Annotated in this window: 20 protein-coding genes; 11 read left to right on the top strand and 9 right to left on the bottom strand. The window is 60.0% G+C overall.

Translation table 11 applies throughout. The features are described from left to right. Positions 1-93: 93 nt before the first annotated feature. Complete coding sequence (locus ACHZCU_RS08070; protein WP_106309155.1) at positions 94-813, bottom strand: response regulator transcription factor; 720 nt, start codon at positions 811-813, stop codon at positions 94-96. 336 nt (positions 814-1,149) lie between these two features. On the opposite strand from ACHZCU_RS08070, the gene ACHZCU_RS08065 reads away from it, so the two are divergent. Then, positions 1,150-2,757, top strand: coding sequence for a phosphoenolpyruvate carboxykinase (locus tag ACHZCU_RS08065; RefSeq protein ID WP_106309152.1), 1,608 nt, complete (start codon positions 1,150-1,152; stop codon positions 2,755-2,757). Between the two features lie 87 nt (positions 2,758-2,844). Here ACHZCU_RS08065 and ACHZCU_RS08060 read toward each other — a convergent pair whose 3' ends face one another. Further along, positions 2,845-3,294, bottom strand: a complete 450-nt coding sequence (locus ACHZCU_RS08060) for a glyoxalase superfamily protein (RefSeq protein WP_319518360.1) — start codon at positions 3,292-3,294, stop codon at positions 2,845-2,847. Between the two features lie 239 nt (positions 3,295-3,533). On the opposite strand from ACHZCU_RS08060, the gene arfB reads away from it, so the two are divergent. Together arfB and ACHZCU_RS08050 are read left to right on the top strand one after the other, a co-directional pair. Then, positions 3,534-3,971, top strand: coding sequence for an alternative ribosome rescue aminoacyl-tRNA hydrolase ArfB (arfB, locus tag ACHZCU_RS08055; RefSeq protein WP_319518359.1), 438 nt, complete (start codon positions 3,534-3,536; stop codon positions 3,969-3,971). Between the two features lie 3 nt (positions 3,972-3,974). After that, on the top strand, positions 3,975-4,607 hold the full coding sequence (locus ACHZCU_RS08050) for an alpha-ketoglutarate-dependent dioxygenase AlkB (protein WP_319518358.1): 633 nt from the start codon (positions 3,975-3,977) through the stop codon (positions 4,605-4,607). A gap of 225 nt (positions 4,608-4,832) precedes the next feature. On the opposite strand, the gene coaA is transcribed toward ACHZCU_RS08050, so the two are convergent. Genes coaA through hisF form a run of 3 tightly spaced genes read right to left on the bottom strand, consistent with a single transcriptional unit; the run spans position 4,833 to position 6,951 of the window. Then, positions 4,833-5,831 (bottom strand): type I pantothenate kinase, encoded by a 999-nt coding sequence (coaA, locus tag ACHZCU_RS08045; RefSeq protein WP_319518357.1) that lies wholly within the window; start codon positions 5,829-5,831, stop codon positions 4,833-4,835. After that, positions 5,828-6,151: a phosphoribosyl-ATP diphosphatase gene (locus tag ACHZCU_RS08040; protein ID WP_106309144.1), complete on the bottom strand. Its 324-nt coding sequence runs from the start codon at positions 6,149-6,151 to the stop codon at positions 5,828-5,830. The genes coaA and ACHZCU_RS08040 overlap by 4 nt, the downstream gene beginning before the upstream one ends. Positions 6,152-6,168: 17 nt before the next feature. Then, a complete protein-coding gene (gene hisF / locus ACHZCU_RS08035) occupies positions 6,169-6,951 on the bottom strand; it encodes an imidazole glycerol phosphate synthase subunit HisF (RefSeq protein ID WP_319518356.1) in 783 nt (260 codons plus the stop codon). A 47-nt stretch (positions 6,952-6,998) separates the two neighbouring features. Here hisF and ACHZCU_RS08030 point away from each other — a divergent pair, with 47 nt between their 5' ends. Then, positions 6,999-7,745: a DUF3800 domain-containing protein gene (locus ACHZCU_RS08030; RefSeq protein ID WP_319518355.1), complete on the top strand. Its 747-nt coding sequence runs from the start codon at positions 6,999-7,001 to the stop codon at positions 7,743-7,745. 149 nt (positions 7,746-7,894) lie between these two features. On the opposite strand, the gene hisA is transcribed toward ACHZCU_RS08030, so the two are convergent. The 4 genes from hisA to hisB are packed head-to-tail and all read right to left on the bottom strand — an operon-like array spanning position 7,895 to position 10,392. Next, the gene (gene hisA, locus ACHZCU_RS08025) at positions 7,895-8,623 is read right to left on the bottom strand and encodes a 1-(5-phosphoribosyl)-5-[(5-phosphoribosylamino)methylideneamino]imidazole-4-carboxamide isomerase (RefSeq protein ID WP_319518354.1); all 729 of its coding nucleotides are present in this window, start codon (positions 8,621-8,623) and stop codon (positions 7,895-7,897) included. 34 nt (positions 8,624-8,657) lie between these two features. Next, a complete protein-coding gene (gene hisH, locus ACHZCU_RS08020; RefSeq protein WP_319518353.1) occupies positions 8,658-9,308 on the bottom strand; it encodes an imidazole glycerol phosphate synthase subunit HisH in 651 nt (216 codons plus the stop codon). Positions 9,309-9,313: 5 nt separating this feature from the next. Then, positions 9,314-9,772, bottom strand: coding sequence for a DUF2628 domain-containing protein (locus ACHZCU_RS08015; protein WP_319518352.1), 459 nt, complete (start codon positions 9,770-9,772; stop codon positions 9,314-9,316). Between the two features lie 11 nt (positions 9,773-9,783). Continuing rightward, positions 9,784-10,392 carry an imidazoleglycerol-phosphate dehydratase HisB gene (gene hisB / locus ACHZCU_RS08010; RefSeq protein ID WP_106309130.1) on the bottom strand — a complete coding sequence of 203 codons (609 nt, stop codon included), beginning with the start codon at positions 10,390-10,392 and terminating at the stop codon, positions 9,784-9,786. Positions 10,393-10,690: 298 nt separating this feature from the next. On the opposite strand from hisB, the gene ACHZCU_RS08005 reads away from it, so the two are divergent. From ACHZCU_RS08005 to ACHZCU_RS07975, 7 genes are all read left to right on the top strand, one after another. Beyond that, on the top strand, positions 10,691-11,212 hold the full coding sequence (locus ACHZCU_RS08005; RefSeq protein WP_394706036.1) for a GrpB family protein: 522 nt from the start codon (positions 10,691-10,693) through the stop codon (positions 11,210-11,212). A gap of 120 nt (positions 11,213-11,332) precedes the next feature. Further along, entirely contained in the window at positions 11,333-11,824 is a 492-nt protein-coding gene (locus ACHZCU_RS08000) for a DMT family transporter (RefSeq protein WP_319518351.1), read from the top strand. Further along, entirely contained in the window at positions 11,821-12,261 is a 441-nt protein-coding gene (locus ACHZCU_RS07995) for a DMT family transporter (RefSeq protein WP_319518350.1), read from the top strand. Before ACHZCU_RS08000 ends, ACHZCU_RS07995 begins: the two co-directional genes overlap by 4 nt. A 98-nt stretch (positions 12,262-12,359) precedes the next feature. Beyond that, positions 12,360-12,917, top strand: coding sequence for an ATP-dependent protease subunit HslV (gene hslV, locus ACHZCU_RS07990; protein WP_106309441.1), 558 nt, complete (start codon positions 12,360-12,362; stop codon positions 12,915-12,917). Next, on the top strand, positions 12,907-13,407 hold the full coding sequence (locus ACHZCU_RS07985; protein ID WP_319518349.1) for a GNAT family N-acetyltransferase: 501 nt from the start codon (positions 12,907-12,909) through the stop codon (positions 13,405-13,407). The genes hslV and ACHZCU_RS07985 overlap by 11 nt, the downstream gene beginning before the upstream one ends. A 13-nt stretch (positions 13,408-13,420) precedes the next feature. Next, positions 13,421-14,728 carry an ATP-dependent protease ATPase subunit HslU gene (gene hslU, locus ACHZCU_RS07980; protein ID WP_106309119.1) on the top strand — a complete coding sequence of 436 codons (1,308 nt, stop codon included), beginning with the start codon at positions 13,421-13,423 and terminating at the stop codon, positions 14,726-14,728. 245 nt (positions 14,729-14,973) lie between these two features. Then, a complete protein-coding gene (locus ACHZCU_RS07975; RefSeq protein ID WP_319518348.1) occupies positions 14,974-17,142 on the top strand; it encodes a malate synthase G in 2,169 nt (722 codons plus the stop codon). Positions 17,143-17,435: the final 293 nt, after the last annotated feature.

Below are 17,435 nucleotides of genomic sequence, written 5' to 3'. Positions count from 1 at the left end.
CTGCCTGCGGTGGCTGTTCAAGCCTCTATGAAGCCCGCGAATGCGTTCTGAGTGTGGTCGCACGCATCACGCTTCCGGCGCCACGGCCCCTTGTCAGGCCGCTTCGCGGAAACGATAGCCGACGCCGTAAAGGGTTTCGATCATATCGAAATCGGTGTCAACCAGCTTGAATTTCTTGCGCAGGCGCTTGATGTGGCTGTCGATCGTGCGGTCGTCGACATAGACCTGATCGTCATAGGCCGCATCCATCAGCGCATCGCGGCTCTTGACCACGCCGGGGCGCTGGGCCAGCGAATGCAGGATCAGAAATTCGGTGACCGTCAGGGTGACCGGGTCGCCCTTCCAGGTGCAGGTGTGGCGTTCGCGGTCCATCACCAGCGGCCCGCGTTCCAGCGGCCGGTTGGCCTCGCCCTCGGCGGGCTTGCCACCGCCGGCAATGGCGGCCTCGCGGGCGGCAACGCGGCGCAGCACGGCGCGCACGCGCTCCACCAGAAGCCGCTGGGAAAACGGCTTGGTGATGAAATCGTCGGCACCCATCTTCAGGCCGAAGAGCTCATCGATCTCCTCGTCCTTGGAGGTCAGGAAGATCACCGGAATGTCCGATTTCTGGCGCAGGCGGCGCAAAAGCTCCATCCCGTCCATGCGCGGCATCTTTATGTCGAAGATGGCCAGCTGCGGCGGATTGGCCTGCAGCCCGGTCAGGGCCGTGGCGCCATCGGTATAGGTATCGACACGATAACCTTCGGATTCCAGCGCAATCGACACCGAGGTCAGAATGTTCCGGTCGTCATCCACGAGCGCGATTGTCTGCATTTGGGGCTCCCTGACTGCAGTTTTATGGTCTTTGGACGGCAAGATTGTTCTCCGTCTCGCGATTTCTAGCATTTGTTGGAAAAAAACTGGAACAAATTGTGGCAAGATCAACCAAAGCGGGCGTTCAATTGAATCAAATCGAATTTCAAGTGCCGCTGCCCGATCCGGTTAACAGCCTGAGAATCCTTCAGAATCCGGAAAACATGCAAAACGCTAATTTTCTTTAATCGATTAAACGCATGATATTATTATATTTTGTCAGATTTCCTGTTGTCGGATGCGAACAAATTTAATATGTTTTTAAAAAATTAGATTTTGTTTGGAGAGGCATTTCGCATGGTGGAGCATGGAATCTACAATCGTCGTTTTCCGGTTGAAAATACGGGTCTGAAGGATCTGGCGGGCATTTACTACAATCTGATGCCGCCGGAACTGTGCGAGGAATCGCTTCGCCGCAGCGAAGCGGTCCTGACGGCAGACGGGGCGCTGCGCGCGCTCACCGGCCAGCACACGGGGCGTTCTGCCAAGGACAAGTTCATCGTCTGTGACGACAGCACGCGGGACCAGATCTGGTGGGATAACAACAAGCCGATGTCGCCGGAGCATTTCGAACTGTTGAAGGCCGACATGCTGGATCATGCGCGCGGCAAGGAGCTGTTCGTGCAGGACCTGATCGGCGGCGCCGACGCCGAAAACCGCCTGCCCACACGGGTGATCACCGAATATGCCTGGCATGCCCAGTTCATCCGCAACCTGCTGATCCGTCCCGAGCGCGACAATCTCGAAACGTTCGAGGCGAAGCTCACCATCATCAACCTGCCCACATTCGCGGCGGATCCCAAGCGCTATGGCTGCCGCACGGAAACGGTGATTGCCTGCGATCTTGAAAATGGCCTGGTGCTGATCGGCGGTACATCCTATGCGGGTGAAATGAAGAAGTCGGTGTTCACCGCCCTCAACTATCTTCTGCCCACCCGCGGCGTGATGCCGATGCACTGCTCGGCCAATGTCGGCGCGGCGGATGACGCGGCGGTGTTCTTCGGTCTTTCGGGCACCGGCAAGACCACGCTTTCCGCCGATCCCTCGCGCACGCTGATCGGCGATGACGAGCATGGCTGGGGTGAAAACGGCCTGTTCAATTTCGAGGGTGGTTGCTACGCCAAGACCATCCGGCTTTCGGCCGAAGCCGAGCCGGAAATCTACGCCACCACCAAGCGTTTCGGCACGGTTCTGGAAAACGTCGTGCTCGACGAGAACCGGGTGCCGGATTTCGATGATGGGTCGCTGACGGAAAACACCCGCTGCGCCTATCCGCTGGATTATATTCCCAACGCCTCGCGCACCGGGCTTGCGCCGCACCCGAAGACGATCATCATGCTGACGGCCGATGCCTTCGGCGTTCTGCCGCCGATCGCCAAGCTGACGCCCGAGCAGGCGATGTATCACTTCCTGTCCGGCTACACCGCCAAGGTGGCCGGCACGGAAAAGGGCGTGACCGAGCCGGAAGCCACCTTTTCGACATGCTTCGGCGCGCCCTTCATGCCGCGTCATCCGGCTGAATACGGCAATCTGCTGAAATCGCTGATTGCAAAGCACGGGGTACAGTGCTGGCTGGTCAATACCGGCTGGACCGGCGGCGCCTATGGCGCAGGCAGCCGCATGCCAATCCGCCAGACCCGCGCCATGCTGGCCGAGGCGCTGGCCGGCAGGCTTTCCGGCGCAACATTCCGGACGGACCCGAATTTCGGTTTCGAGGTACCGGTTGAAATTCCCGGTGTCGACGCGGCCATCCTGAACCCGCGCGGCACCTGGAGCGATCCCGCCGCCTATGACGCGCAGGCGGCAAGACTGGTGGACATGTTCGTCAACAATTTCGCCAAGTTTGAAGCCCATGTGGACGCCGGCGTGAAGGCGGCATCGCCGAAAATGATGGCGGCGGCCTGAAAACCATACGCAGGAGGAGCGTGTGAAATGCCCGGTTGCCGTCTGGCGCCGGGCATTTCCGTTTTTTCGCGTGTGGAATGGCAGGCTCTACCACGCAAGTTCCACATGCGGCCTGCCGTCGGAGGTTTTCGCCGGTGACCGGCCGGTCTCGTCAACCGTGCAGTTGATGCGCCGCCTGAAGGCCGAAAAACTGTCGAAGGTCACCACATCGACGGCGTCATCGAATTTCAGCGTCAGGCGATAATGCCCCGGCTTGTTTGAAAACGCCTTCACCGAAATGATTTCGGCGTTGAAGGCATGGCCGAGATAGGTTCCCGAAACGCGTGAACCGAGCAGCCACGGATTAAGCGGCGGGCGGTTGCCGATCCTGGCGTGCAGCGTGTTCCAGTCCCGAAAGCCGTATTGCGCGGCAATGAGTTCCAGCGCGCGCGAATGGGTGATCGTCTCACCCTCGCGGCCAAGATGGGCACGCAGGCGTTTGGCCTGATCCTTGACGGCCTCAAGCGCTGGCAGGGGTGCATTGGATAAATTGGGCATGGCGAAGTCTTTCCTTCGCATTCGCCTGTCAGGTGTTTCGGTGCCCGCATTGCCAAAACCGCGAATGCGCAAGGTTTTCAAAACATCGCTCATCGGTTCAAGGGGAACTTCACCATGGGTTTCTCAAAAACCCGCGGGCGGCCGGCGTCCCTTGCCGTAACGGCTCAGTAGGCCGCTTTTCCGTCCACGTCAAGCGTGTGGCCTTGAAGGGCAGGGGGCGGCGTGAGATAACGCCAGCCATGGCATCGCGTGACCTCATCATCAACGACCGTATCACCATTCTCGGCTGGGAACTGACCGAGCAGTTCGTGCTGTCCGGCGGACCCGGCGGGCAGAATGTCAACAAGGTGGCGACCGGCGTTCAGCTGTTCTTTCCCCTTGCCGCCTCGCCCTCCCTGCCGGAGCGGGTGAAGCGCAATGCGATGCGTCTTGGCGGCCGCAAGGTCTCCAAGGAGGGCGTCCTGATGATCGAGGCCAACGCCCATCGCAGCCAGGAGCGCAACCGCGAGGCGGCGCGCGAGCGGCTGAGAGAACTGATCCTGGCCGCTGCCGCCCCGCCGCCGCCGAAACGGCGCAAGACAAAGCCGACGCGCGGCTCGATCGAGCGGCGGCTGAAGGCAAAGGCCGGCCGGTCAACCATCAAGAAGATGCGCGGCAAGCCCGCGCCCGAAGAGTGAGCCATGAGCGCTGACAAGCCCGGCCTGCCCGAAGGCTTTCGCTATCTGCCGGACTATCTCGACCGCGCCGCACAGGCGGCGCTGGTCGAAGACATCCGCGCCGTGGTGGCAGAGGCCCCGCTTTACGTGCCGGCCATGCCGCATACGGGAAAGCCGATGTCCGTGCGCATGACCAATTGCGGCCCGCTCGGCTGGGTTACCGACAAGGAACGCGGCTACCGCTATCAGGCGGCCCATCCGGTCACCGGCAGGCCGTGGCCGCAAATGCCCGAACGGCTTAAAGCACTCTGGCGCGACCTTGCCGGCTATCGCGAACCGCCGGAAGCCTGCCTGATCAATTTCTATGACGATACGGCGAAAATGGGCATGCATCAGGACAGCGACGAGGCCGATTTTTCAGCCCCCGTGCTCTCGATCTCGCTCGGCGATACCTGCCTTTTCCGTGTCGGCGGCACGGACCGAAAGGACAAGGCCGTGTCGCTGAAACTGGCAAGCGGCGATATCGTGCTGCTTGCCGGCAAAAGCCGGCTTGCCTATCACGGCGTGACCCGCACCTATCCCGGCACCTCGACGCTTTTGAAGAATGGTGGGCGGATCAATCTGACGCTGCGGCGGGTAAGTTCTCCATCTCTGTAGCGTCATCCTCGGGCTTGACCCGAGGATCCAGGCTCTTTCCGCAAGACTGGCACTGGCTGTGGTCTTCAGCCATTACGATACGCGCCGCAAGGACCATTGACGCTTCTCGCGACAGAGGTGATTGGACCCTCGGGTCAAGCCCGAGGGTGACGCAAAAGGGATGGGCCTTGACCAACAGGCGCAGCCCTCAAAGAGGCTTTGTCCCACATTCCGGCGCAATCGCGCTCACAATTTCCTCAGCGCCACCGTTTCCACCAGATGGTCCTGGCCCTTGCGCAGGATCAGGTCGGCGCGGGGGCGGGTGGGGAGGATATTCTCCTCGAGGTTTTTCAGGTTGATATTGTTCCACAAATCCTCCGCCGTCGACAGCGCGTCCTTTTCCGAAAGCTGCGCATAGCGGTGGAAATAGGAGGCCGGGTCCTGGAAGGCGGTGTTGCGCAGTTTTTTGAAACGCTCGATATACCAGTGGTGGATCAGCGAGATATCGGCGTCGATATAGATCGAGAAGTCGAAGAAATCCGAAACCATCGGCACCATACGCCCGCCGGCGGGCAGGCTGCGGGCCTGCAGCACGTTGATGCCCTCGAAAATCAGGATATCGGGTCGGTCGACGGTGGTGAAATTGTCCGGCATCACATCATAGCTCAGATGCGAGTAAAGCGGCGCCTTCACATTCGGCATGCCGGCCTTGATCGCGGAGAGAAACCTGAGGATTGCCGCCGTGTCGAAGCTTTCGGGAAAGCCCTTGCGGCGCATCAGCCCTTCCATCTCCAGAACGGCATTGGGAAACAGAAAGCCGTCGGAGGTGACGAGATCGACCTTGGGGCTTGAAGGCCAGCGGGCAAGCAGCTGTTTCAGCAGGCGCGCGGTGGTGGACTTGCCGACGGCCACGGGGCCTGCAACGCCGATGATGAAAGGCGTCTTGCTGTCCTGCTCGCCGAAGCTCAGGAACCGGCTGCGCTGGCGAAACAGCATCTGCGAGCTTTCCACATGGGTGGACAGAAGCCGCGACAGCGATAGGTAGATGCGGCGCACCTCCTCCAGCTCGATCGGGTCGTTGAGCGAACGCAGCTTGCGCACTTCTTCCGCCGTCAGCGTCAGCGGCGTGTCGGCGCGAAAGCGCGACCATTCTTCCGCCGAGAAGAAGCGATAGGGCGAAACCGGGTCGGCCAGCGCCTCGCCCGCATTCACCTCGAGAAATGTGTCGTGGAATTCAGGAATCATGAAGGCGCGCGCCCGGCCTTTTCGGCAAGACCGGACTGGCCGGTGCGCCGTGCCAGCTCATCCATGACATCGGAAAGCGGAATATCGGCGATCTTCAGCACCACAAGCAGGTGATAGAGAAGATCGGCGGTCTCCCCGGTCAGGTTTTCGCGGTCCTCGGCAATCGCGGCAATCACGGTCTCGACCGCTTCCTCGCCCAGCTTCTTGGCGGCCTTGCGCTGGCCTTTTGCGACGAGTTTCGCCGTCCAGCTTTCCTCCGGCGAGGCCGTGGCACGGCTGGCGACGATCGCCTCGAGATCGGCGAGTGTGAATTCGGACATGCTTTTCCCTCCCCGCCTCAGTCGAGACGCATGGCGATGCCGTGATCAGCCATATACTGTTTTGTCTCGCCGATGGAATAGGTACCAAAGTGGAAGATCGAGGCGGCAAGCACGGCCGTGGCATGGCCGTCGCGAATGCCCTCGACCATGTGATCGAGATTGCCGACGCCGCCGGATGCGATGACGGGAACCGGGACGGCATCGGCGATTGCGCGCGTCAGCTCCAGATCGAAACCGGACTTGGTGCCGTCACGGTCCATCGAGGTCAGCAGGATTTCGCCGGCACCCCGGGCAACGACCTTGCGTGCGAATTCGACCGCGTCGATCCCGGTCGGCTGGCGGCCGCCATGGGTGTAGATTTCCCAGGCGCTTTCGCCATCCTTCGGGGCTTCGGTCCGCCGCTTGGCATCAATGGCGACGACGATGCACTGATTGCCGAACTTGTCGGCGGCTTCCGCGACGAAATCCGGGTTCTTCACCGCTGCCGAATTGATCGACACCTTGTCGGCGCCGCAGAGCAGAAGCTTGCGGATATCGGCTACCGTGCGCACCCCGCCGCCCACCGTCAGCGGCATGAAGCAATGTTCCGCCGTGCGGGTGACGACGTCGAAGATCGTTTCGCGATTGTCGGATGTGGCGGTGATATCGAGAAAGCACAGTTCATCGGCGCCGGCTGCGTCATAGGCACGCGCGGCCTCCACCGGATCGCCGGCATCAATCAGATCGACAAAGTTCACACCCTTGACGACACGGCCGTCCTTGACGTCGAGACAGGGGATGACACGGGCTTTGAGAGTCAAAACAGAACCTCTTGCAGTTTCGAAATTGCAATAGCTTAATAGAGCCCATGATCGAAAATGGCGAGTACATATTCTATGCGGATGAGAGCGGAGACCACTCTCTGGTCTCTGTTGACGCCGAGTATCCAATTTTCGTTCTGAATATCTGCGGCTTCCGAATTTCCGATTATTGCCGAAAAATTGTCCCGGCCTTTCAAACCGTCAAGTTCCGCCATTTCGGGCATGACATGGTCGTACTCCATGAAAGGGATATACGAAAGCAGTTCGGGCCGTTTTCCATTCTGACCAATGCCGATACCCGCACGGCTTTTCTCGCCGACATGTCGCATGCGGTCCAGACGGCCCGGTTCAGAATATTCAGTGTCGTGATCGACAAGCGTGAACTGAAATCGGAACTGCTTCAGGAAAACCCCTATTCCCTGGCATTGAGATTTCTTGTCGAGGAGATTTTCCGGTTTCTCAGGCAGAGGCAAGTTCAAGAGAAACGCTATTTCTTCGTGTTCGAGAAAAGAGGGAATAAAGAGGACATTGATCTCGAACTGGAGTTCAGGAGGATTGCCGACGGACAAAACAGCTATCGGCAGACATTTCCCGGGTTCAATATCGTGTTCGGGGACAAGAGAGCAAATTCGACCGGTCTGCAGATTGCCGATCTGACTGCGCGTCCCACCGGGCTCAAATATCTCCGTCCCGCTCAGCCCAACAAGGCATTTGCAATCATCGAACCGAAATTTCAGAAACTCAGGAAGCCCAAAGGCGTGTCCAAGGCGATTTCAACCATTTATGGGCCATAAAAAAGCTTTAGGCCCCGGAATACTCCGAAGCCTAACGCCGACCGAGAAACCCCAATCCACTTGAACCATATATAGCGCGAAACACCCCTGATTTCAAGATTCATACCTTTAAAACAAGGCATTAGGGATATTCTCGTAACCGATTCGTTTCATTGACCTTTCAGCATCTGAAGCGCTTCGGCCGGATCGATGCGGCCATCATAAAGCGCGCGGCCGGAGATTGCACCTTCGAGAATCTGGGCGTCGGGCCTGGTCATGCGGGCGATATCGTCCATCGAGGCGAGACCGCCCGAGGCGATGACCGGGATGTTGACAGCGGCGGCGAGCGAAAGGGTCGAATCCCAGTTGATGCCGGACAAAACGCCGTCGCGGTCGATATCGGTGTAGATGATCGCGGCAACGCCCGCGCCCTCGAAACGCTTGGCAAGCTCGACCACCTCAAGCTCGGAAGCTTCGGCCCAGCCTTCGACGGCCACCTTGCCGCCGCGTGCGTCGATGCCGACGGCGATCTTGCCGGGAAACGCCTTGCAGGCGGCCTTGACCAGTTCCGGGTCGCGCACGGCAACGGTGCCGAGAATGACGCGGGCAAGGCCCTTCGACAGCCAGTTTTCGATGTGTTCGAGCGAGCGGATGCCGCCGCCGAGCTGTACGGGATTGTTCGTCGCCTTCAGGATCGCGTCGACCGCATCGCCGTTGACGCTTTCGCCGGCAAATGCACCGTTGAGGTCCACCACATGCAGATGGGTAAAGCCCTGGTCTTCAAAGGCCTTGGCCTGAGCGGCTGGATCGGGATTATAGATCGTCGCCTGCTCCATGTCGCCGAGCTTGAGGCGCACGCACTGGCCGTCTTTCAGGTCGATGGCGGGGAAAAGGATCATCTGGCTTCAGTCTTTCGATACAGGAGGGGCAGGCTCAGGGCGTCCATGTCAGAAAATTGGCGATCAGCTTCAGGCCGAGCGTCTGGCTCTTTTCCGGGTGGAACTGGCTGCCGGCCTTGTTGCCCTCGGCAACGAAGGCGGTGACGGGGCCGCCGTAATCGGTGGTGGCGATCACCTGTTCGGGCCGTTTGGCGGCGAGGTGGTAGGAATGCACGAAATAGGCGTGCAAGCCGGTCTCGCCGGTCGCAATGCCGTTAAACAGCGGGTGCGGCGTGTTGAGCGTCAGCGTGTTCCAGCCGATCTGCGGGATTTTCAGCTCGGGGTCGGCGGGCGTGATTTCGGTGACGTCGCCGGCAATCCAGCCGAAGCCTTCCGAGACGGTCTTTTCAAGGCCGCGCTCGGACATCAGCTGCATGCCGACGCAGATGCCAAGGAAGGGGCGCGCCTTTTCCTCGGCCACTTCACGGATGGCCTCGACCATGCCCGGCACGGCATCGAGGCCCGCCCGGCAATCGGCATAGGCGCCAACGCCTGGCAGCACGATCCGGTCGGCGGCGGCCACGATCTCCGCCTTGTCGGTCAGGATGATCTCGGCGTCAGTGCCGCTTTCGCGCGCGGCCCGTTCAAAGGCCTTGGTGGCCGAGCGCAGATTGCCCGAGCCGTAATCGATAATCGCAACTTTCATGGTCGTCATCTTGCTGAATAGCTGTCCATCAGGCCGATGCCGGAGGGGCTCGACCCGTGATTGCCGGCAAGGCCGGGGGCAAAATCGGTAACCGGCCTATGGTCGGCGCGATCCGCGAAATACATTGCTTCCGCTGTTTCGATATCCGGTGCGACCACCACGTCGTCAAGCGTGAAACCGCGCCGTTCCATGGCGAGCGCTTTCCATTCGCGCGCCTCGAACCCGATCAGCAGGTTGAGCGCCAGAGAGGCCACACTTGAGGCAAGCGACAGGCTTTCGAAATAACCCGCAACCCCGAAGATAATGGAAAGCGCAAGCGTGAGCAAACCGGCAAGCCAGGCGCGGTTTGCCAGAAGCCAGAACGGACCGAACAGAAAGGCGAGCCACGCGAACCGGTCGGAGACGAAGCGGATCTTCGCCGGGTCGCTGTCGCCGGGCGGGATCAGGACGAGATAGCTTGCCATCTTGCCTCCTCTCAGGCGAGCATGCCCTTGGTGGAGGGCACGCGTCCCTCCTGGCGCGGATCGATCTCGGCGGCGACGCGCAATGCGCGGGCCACGGCCTTGAAGCAGGTTTCGGCGATATGGTGGCTGTTGGCGCCGTAATGGTTCAGGATATGCAGCGTGATACCGGCATTCTGGGCGAAGGCGTGGAAGAATTCGCGCACCAGTTCGGTGTCGAATGTGCCGATCTTTTCCGACGGGAAGGCGACGTTCCAGACAAGATAAGGCCTGCCGGAAAGGTCGAGTGCGGCCTTGGTCATGGTCTCGTCCATGGCAAGGTCGATCGAGGCGTAACGGTTCACGCCCGCCCGGTCCCCGAGCGCCTTTGCCAGCGCCTGTCCGATGGCGATGCCGACATCTTCCACCGTGTGGTGATCGTCGATATGCAGATCGCCCTTCGCCTCGATCGTCATGTCGATCAGGGAATGGCGTGAAAGCTGGTCGAGCATATGGTCGAAAAAGCCGATTCCCGTTGAAATCCGCGCGTCACCGGTGCCGTCGACATTGACGGTAACGGAAATCGCGGTTTCCCTGGTCTTGCGCGCGACTTCCGCGCGGCGGGCTTCGGTCTCGGCAGCCATGCTTATCTTCTTTCTCCATCATATGCGGTCTGGTCGTTTCTTAACAGGCAGGCCCGGCAAGCGCAAAAGAAAAGCGGAGAGTGGCCGTCTGTCTTGCCCAGTCACGGTGTGATAGCTTTCTGCCGTGATCGGGATAGACATCGATGATGAAAGCCAACGAAAAAGACAGGCAAGTCCTTGCCCAGGATGCCTCCGTCACGGTCAGGCTTTCAAAGGAGACTATCAAGGCCCGGATCATTCATGCTTTTGCCGACCACCCCCTTTTTCCAGCCCCGGATATCGGAACGAGAGTGACGCTATGCCCCCCGGAAACAGACTCATCGAACTCCTGCCCCATGATCCTTCTTGGCTGGTGGAGGCGGGAGTTGCAATCGCGGAGATTGAGGTAGCGTGCGCTGCCGTGCTTCGGGTGGAACATATCGGAAGCACTTCAATCCCTGAGCTTCGGGCGAAGCCAACCATTGATCTTATGCCTATCGTCCCCAGTTTCGAAAGCGGATTCGCATGCGTTGGACCAATGCAGGACCTCGGATATGAGTACCGGGGCGAGGCAGGCATCGCAGGGCGACATTATTTCAAGATGAAAGGGAGCAAATCACGAAACGTCCATATGTTCGCAAGAGACAACGAAAACATGAAACGGCACTTGAGATTTCGCGACTACTTGCGAGCACACGCAGACGCGCGTCGAGAATATGAAGCACTTAAGCTCGGACTGGCGAAGGAATTCGTGTCTAACACCCACGCCTACGCGGACGCTAAAACAGAATTCTGCAAGAAAATAGACGCACGCGCCAAGCTTGAGAACATGCGCGGTTAGGGCGGCATCGGAAATTCTAGCGCTGGGAATGACAGAACGCAGTTTAGGAAAGTCATTGCTTTCCTGGTTGTCATTTCTCCGCTAAGGGAAAACAAACAGCCCCGCCCGAAAGTCCCTCAAATGCCCTCCACCCGTCCTTCGATCATCTATTTCCTTGCCGCTTTCGCGGCCGGCTGCATCATGGCCGTCATGACCCATCTGAATGCGACCGTCGCGCTTTACGGGTCGCCCATGTATGCCTCCTGGGCCGGCCATGGCTGCGGCACGGTCGCTGCGATCGCCATCCTGGTCTTCCTCCGTTTCCGCAGACGCGAAAGCGAAGAAAATACCCCGAAAGCCGAAAAAATCAGCGTGCCATGGTGGGGCTATCTCGGCGGGGTTTCCGGCGCTGCCACGGTTGTTGCCGCCTCGCTTGCCGTCAATTCGCCGTTGGCGCTTTCCGGTGCGATTGCGCTCGGGCTTGGCGGACAGGTGCTGTTTTCGCTTGCCGCCGACCAGTGGGGCCTTTTCGGCCTTCCCGCCAGACGGCTTGACCTGAGGGACCTGTCGGCCGTCATTTTCATTCTGGCGGGCAGCGTTCTCGTCATCATGTCAGGGGGAGCGCAGGCATGATTTTCTCGATCATCTTTGCCGTCACTGCCGGCGTGCTTGTCGGCATCAGCCGTCAGGTCAATGGCCGCCTCAGTGTTTCGACCTCGCCGATGATGTCCTCGTTTTACAATCACATCGTCGGCTTCATCACCGTCAGCGTGGTTGCCGTCGTCATTGGCGGTCTTATTCCGCCGACGGTCTCCGAGGTGCCGTTTTACGGCTACCTTGCCGGGCCCATCGGCGTTATCTTCGTGGCGGCCGGTTCCTGGGTCATTCCGAAGATCGGCGCGGTCAATACCGCGGTGCTGATCATCGGCGGCCAGATGTTCATGAGCGCGGTCATGGATGTGGTCGAAGGCGTGGAAGGGCAACCCCTTCTGAGACTTGCCGGTCTGGCGCTCATTCTGGTCGGCATGATCATCGCCCAGAGCCGCAAGAAACCGCAAGTGATGGCCTGAGCCGAGCTTCACGGATTGCAAATGTGGCAAGGTTGCCTACATAGGGTGCCGGACAGGGCTTCGTGCGCTTTTGCGAAGCCGTAAGCGAGGTTTTTATCATGAGCGAACACAATCCCTTCGGCACCATGCACGCGACCACCATCATAACCGTGCGCAAGGACGGCAAGGTGGTGATGGCCGGCGACGGCCAGGTCTCGCTCGGCCAGACGGTGATGAAGGGCAATGCCCGCAAGGTGCGCCGCATCGGCAAGGGCAATGTCATTGCCGGCTTTGCCGGCGCCACCGCTGATGCGTTCACGCTGCTGGAGCGGCTGGAGCGCAAGCTGGAGCAATATCCCGATCAGCTGATGCGCGCCTGCGTGGAACTCGCCAAGGACTGGCGGACCGACAAATATCTGCGCAATCTGGAAGCGATGATGCTGGTCGCCGACAAGGACATCACGCTGGCTGTGACCGGTAACGGCGATGTGCTGGAACCCGAACACGGCGTCATGGCCATCGGTTCGGGCGGCAATTATGCCTATGCGGCCGCCTGGGCGCTGATGGACAGCGACAAGCCCGCCGATGAGGTGGCGCGCCGGGGCATGGAGATCGCCTCGGAAATCTGTGTTTACACCAACGGCAATATCATCGTGGAAACGCTGGATGCCGCATGACGGGACCATAAGTTTCAGGCCGCTTGCCGAAAGCGACCTCGGACTGATGGCCCGCTGGCTTGCCGCGCCGCATGTTGCGGCATGGTGGGAACGGGCGGAAAAGCAGGTGGAACAGATGCGTGCGCATCTCGATGACCCGACCGTTTCGCCTTTCGTCGTTTTGCTGGACGACACGCCATTTGGCTACATCCAGCTCTGCGATCTCGATGGCGAGCGTGAAAAAGAGCCGGCACTGGCCAAACAGCCCGCCGGCACGTTCGGGATCGACCAGTTTATCGGCCCGGCCGGGATGATCGGCAAGGGACTTGGAACCCGTCTCGTCTCCGCCATGGCGGAGCGGGCACTGAACAAAGACGCAAAGCGCGTCCTCGTCGATCCGCATCCCGACAACGCGGCGGCGATCCGCGCCTACGAGAAAGCCGGTTTCGTCCGGCTTGGAACTTTCAGCATGACAAGCGGTCCGGCGCTGCTGATGGCCCGCGATGCTTGAGGAGCAGTAACAGATGACCAATTTTTCCCCCCGCGAGATCGTCTCCGAACTCGACCGCCATATTATCGGCCAGCATGATGCCAAGCGCGCCGTTGCCATCGCGCTCAGGAACCGCTGGCGCCGCCAGCAGTTGCCGGACGATCTGCGCGACGAGGTGATGCCGAAGAATATTCTGATGATCGGCCCGACCGGTGTCGGCAAGACCGAGATTTCCCGCCGTCTGGCCAAACTTGCAGGTGCGCCTTTCATCAAGGTTGAGGCCACCAAGTTCACCGAGGTCGGTTATGTCGGCCGCGACGTCGAGCAGATTGTCCGCGATCTGGTGGAAATCGGCCTTGTTCTGGTGCGCGAGAAAAAGCGCCAGGAAGTGCAGGCGAAAGCCCACGCCAATGCCGAGGAGCGGGTGCTCGACGCGCTGGTCGGCAAGACCGCATCGCCGGCAACGCGTGACAGCTTCCGCAAGAAGCTGCGCAATGGCGAGATGGACGACAAGGAAATCGATATCGAGATTGCCGACAGCGGCTCCGGCATGCCCGGCCTTGAAATTCCCGGCATGCCCGGCGCCAATATCGGCGTGCTGAACCTTTCCGAAATGTTCGGCAAGGGCATGGGCGACAAGACCAAGAAGGTCCGCACCACGGTCAAGAATTCCTACGAAGACCTGATCCGCGACGAAAGCGACAAGCTGCTTGATGACGAGGTGATCCAGCGCGAGGCCATGCGTCTGGTGCAGGAAGACGGCATCGTGTTCCTCGACGAGATCGACAAGATCGCCGCCGGCGACGGCCGCATGGGTGCGGGCGTTTCCCGCGAAGGCGTGCAGCGCGACCTGTTGCCGCTGGTCGAGGGCACGACGGTTGCCACCAAATACGGCCCGATCAAGACCGACCACATCCTGTTCGTGGCCTCCGGCGCGTTCCACGTTTCCAAACCGTCCGACCTGTTGCCGGAACTGCAGGGTCGCCTGCCGATCCGTGTCGAACTGCAGGCGCTGACCAAGGAAGATTTCCGCCGTATCCTGACGGAAACCGAGGCCAGCCTGATCCGCCAGTACAAGGCGCTGATGGAGACGGAGGAGATGAAGCTCGATTTCACCGAAGATGCAATCGACGCGCTTGCCGATGTCGCCGTGCACCTCAATGCCACGGTCGAAAATATCGGCGCCCGCCGCCTGCAGACGGTGATGGAACGGGTTCTGGACGAAGTCTCGTTCACCGCACCCGACCAGTCGGGCCAGGAGCTGATGATCGATTCCGACTATGTGCGCGAGCATGTCGGCGATCTCGCCAATGATACGGACCTGTCGCGCTATATTCTCTAAAGGGTCTGTTAACCCTGTTTTCACGTGAAACATTCAAAGGCCGGTGCGCGCTGCGCCGGCCTTTTTGTGTTCGCCTGCCCGCTGGCCGTTTTCAGCCGGCCCTTTTCCCACTTTCGTCCGTTGGGCGGGGAATTCCGATATTAATTCCAATTCGGAAATAATATTTCAAATTTACACCGAATTGACGGCGTCGCCTGCGTCGCTACATTGGCATCAGACAATTCATCCGAAAAGGCGTTTTCTCCATGGCCCGTATCGAAAAACACGGTCTTCAGTTCGACAAGGCACTTTATGATTTTCTGACCGAAACCGTGCTGCCCGGAACGGGCGTGGACGCGGAAGCCTGGTTCAGCGGCTTTTCCGAAATCGTGCACGAGCTTGCGCCGAAAAACCGGGCGCTGCTGAAAACCCGCGATGCGATGCAGGAAAAGCTCGACGCCTGGTACAAGGAAAACGGCGCGCCGGCGGATATGGCAGCCTACGAATCCTTCCTGCGCGAGATCGGCTATATTCTGCCCGAGGGTGAGGATTTTTCCGTTGCGACCGACAATGTCGACCCGGAAATCGCAACGATTGCCGGGCCGCAGCTTGTCGTTCCGGTGATGAATGCGCGCTATGCGCTGAATGCGGCCAATGCCCGCTGGGGCTCGCTTTACGATGCGCTTTACGGGACCGATGCGATTTCCGAGGAGGACGGCGCGGAAAAAGGCAAGGGCTACAACCCGAAGCGCGGCGAAAAGGTCATCGCCTGGGCGAAGGATTTCCTCGACAAGAACGTGCCGCTGGCAGCCGGTAAATGGGCGGATGTCACCGGCTTTTCCTATCAGGACGGTTCTCTCATCGTCAAAAGCACGGTCGGCGAAACCGGTCTTGCCGATCCGGCGCAATATGCCGGTTTCAAGGACGAGGAAGGTGATGCTTTCCGGCTCTATTTCGTCAACAACAACCTCCATGTGCTGGTCTTCATCGACCCCGACAGCATGATCGGCAAGGACGACCCTGCCGGTATCGGCGATATCGGACTTGAATCGGCAATCACCGCGATCATGGATTGCGAGGATTCGGTGGCCGCTGTCGATGCGGAAGACAAGGTGCTGGCCTATTCCAACTGGCTCGGCCTGATGAAGGGCGACCTGACGGAGGAGGTTAGCAAGAACGGGCGCACCTTCACCCGCAGGCTGGCAGGCGACGTTACCTTCTCGGCCCCCGACGGTTCTGTGAAGACGCTGCCCGGCCGCTCGCTGATGCTGGTTCGCAATGTCGGCCATCTGATGACCAATCCCGCGATCCTAGACCGCGATGGCCGTGAGGTGCCGGAGGGCATCATGGATGCCGCTGTCACGGCGCTGATTGCGCTCTACGACATCGGCGAGGGCGGCCGTCACATGAATTCGCGCGCGGGCTCGATGTATATCGTCAAGCCGAAGATGCACGGGCCGGAAGAGGTTGCCTTTGCCGCCGAGCTTTTCACCCGTGTGGAAGAGATCACCGGCATGAAGCCCGATACGATGAAGATGGGCATCATGGACGAGGAACGCCGCACTACGGTCAACCTCAAGGAATGTATTCGCGCCGCCAAGGACCGGGTCGTCTTCATCAATACCGGTTTCCTCGACCGCACCGGCGACGAAATTCATACCTCCATGGAAGCCGGCCCGATGATCCGCAAGGGCGACATGAAATCGGCCGCCTGGATTGCCGCCTATGAGGACTGGAATGTCGATATCGGTCTGGAATGCGGGCTTTCCGGCCATGCGCAGATCGGCAAGGGCATGTGGGCCATGCCCGACCTGATGGCGGCGATGCTGGAAGCCAAGATCGGCCAGCCGAAGGCCGGCGCCAACACCGCCTGGGTGCCCTCGCCGACGGCCGCCACGCTGCATGCCACGCATTACCACACCGTCGATGTGGCCAAGGTGCAGGAACAGCTGAAGGGCCGCGAACGCGCCAGCCTGACCAATATTCTCTCCGTGCCGGTCGCGGTGCGGCCCAACTGGTCGGAAGAGGAAATCCAGGCCGAACTGGACAATAATGCGCAAGGGATACTCGGCTATGTGGTGCGCTGGATCGATCAGGGCGTCGGCTGCTCCAAGGTGCCGGATATCAACGATATCGGCCTGATGGAAGACCGCGCGACGCTGCGGATTTCCTCGCAGCACATGGCCAACTGGCTTTACCACGGTGTCTGCTCTGAGGAGCAGATCGTCGCCACCATGAAGAAGATGGCCGCCGTCGTTGACCGACAGAACGAGGGCGATCCGGCCTATCGCCCGATGGCAGGACATTTCGACGACTCGGTCGCCTTTCAGGCCGCACTTGATCTGGTGCTGAAGGGCCGCGAACAGCCGAATGGCTACACCGAACCCGTCCTCCACGCCCGCCGGCTGGAGCGCAAGGCCAAGGACGCGGCCTGAAGGCCTGCCTGAACGGGCCCGGCAAAGCCGGGCTCGGGCTGCTGACAAACGCTTGGAAACGCAGGTTGACGCCTTCACTTGCCTTTCCACAAGTGTCATGCTCGGGCTTGACCCGAGCATCCATGCGACCTCAAGCGATTGAATCGACTACGGTTTATTGTGAACCCTTGCCGCGCTGCCTGGATCCTCGTGTCGAGCACGAGGATGACACCGTGTTGAAGGATAGGTTTGTCAACAAACGATCCCCCGCGAAAGCCGGGCATTTGTTTTGCGTTTCCAAAGCACCGCCGAAA

The sequence above is a fragment of the uncultured Martelella sp. genome (assembly GCF_963677965.2).
Classification (GTDB): domain Bacteria; phylum Pseudomonadota; class Alphaproteobacteria; order Rhizobiales; family Rhizobiaceae; genus Martelella; species Martelella mangrovi.
Note: the sequence above shows the minus strand (reverse complement) of the source record. Positions and strands in the feature narration are given on the sequence as shown.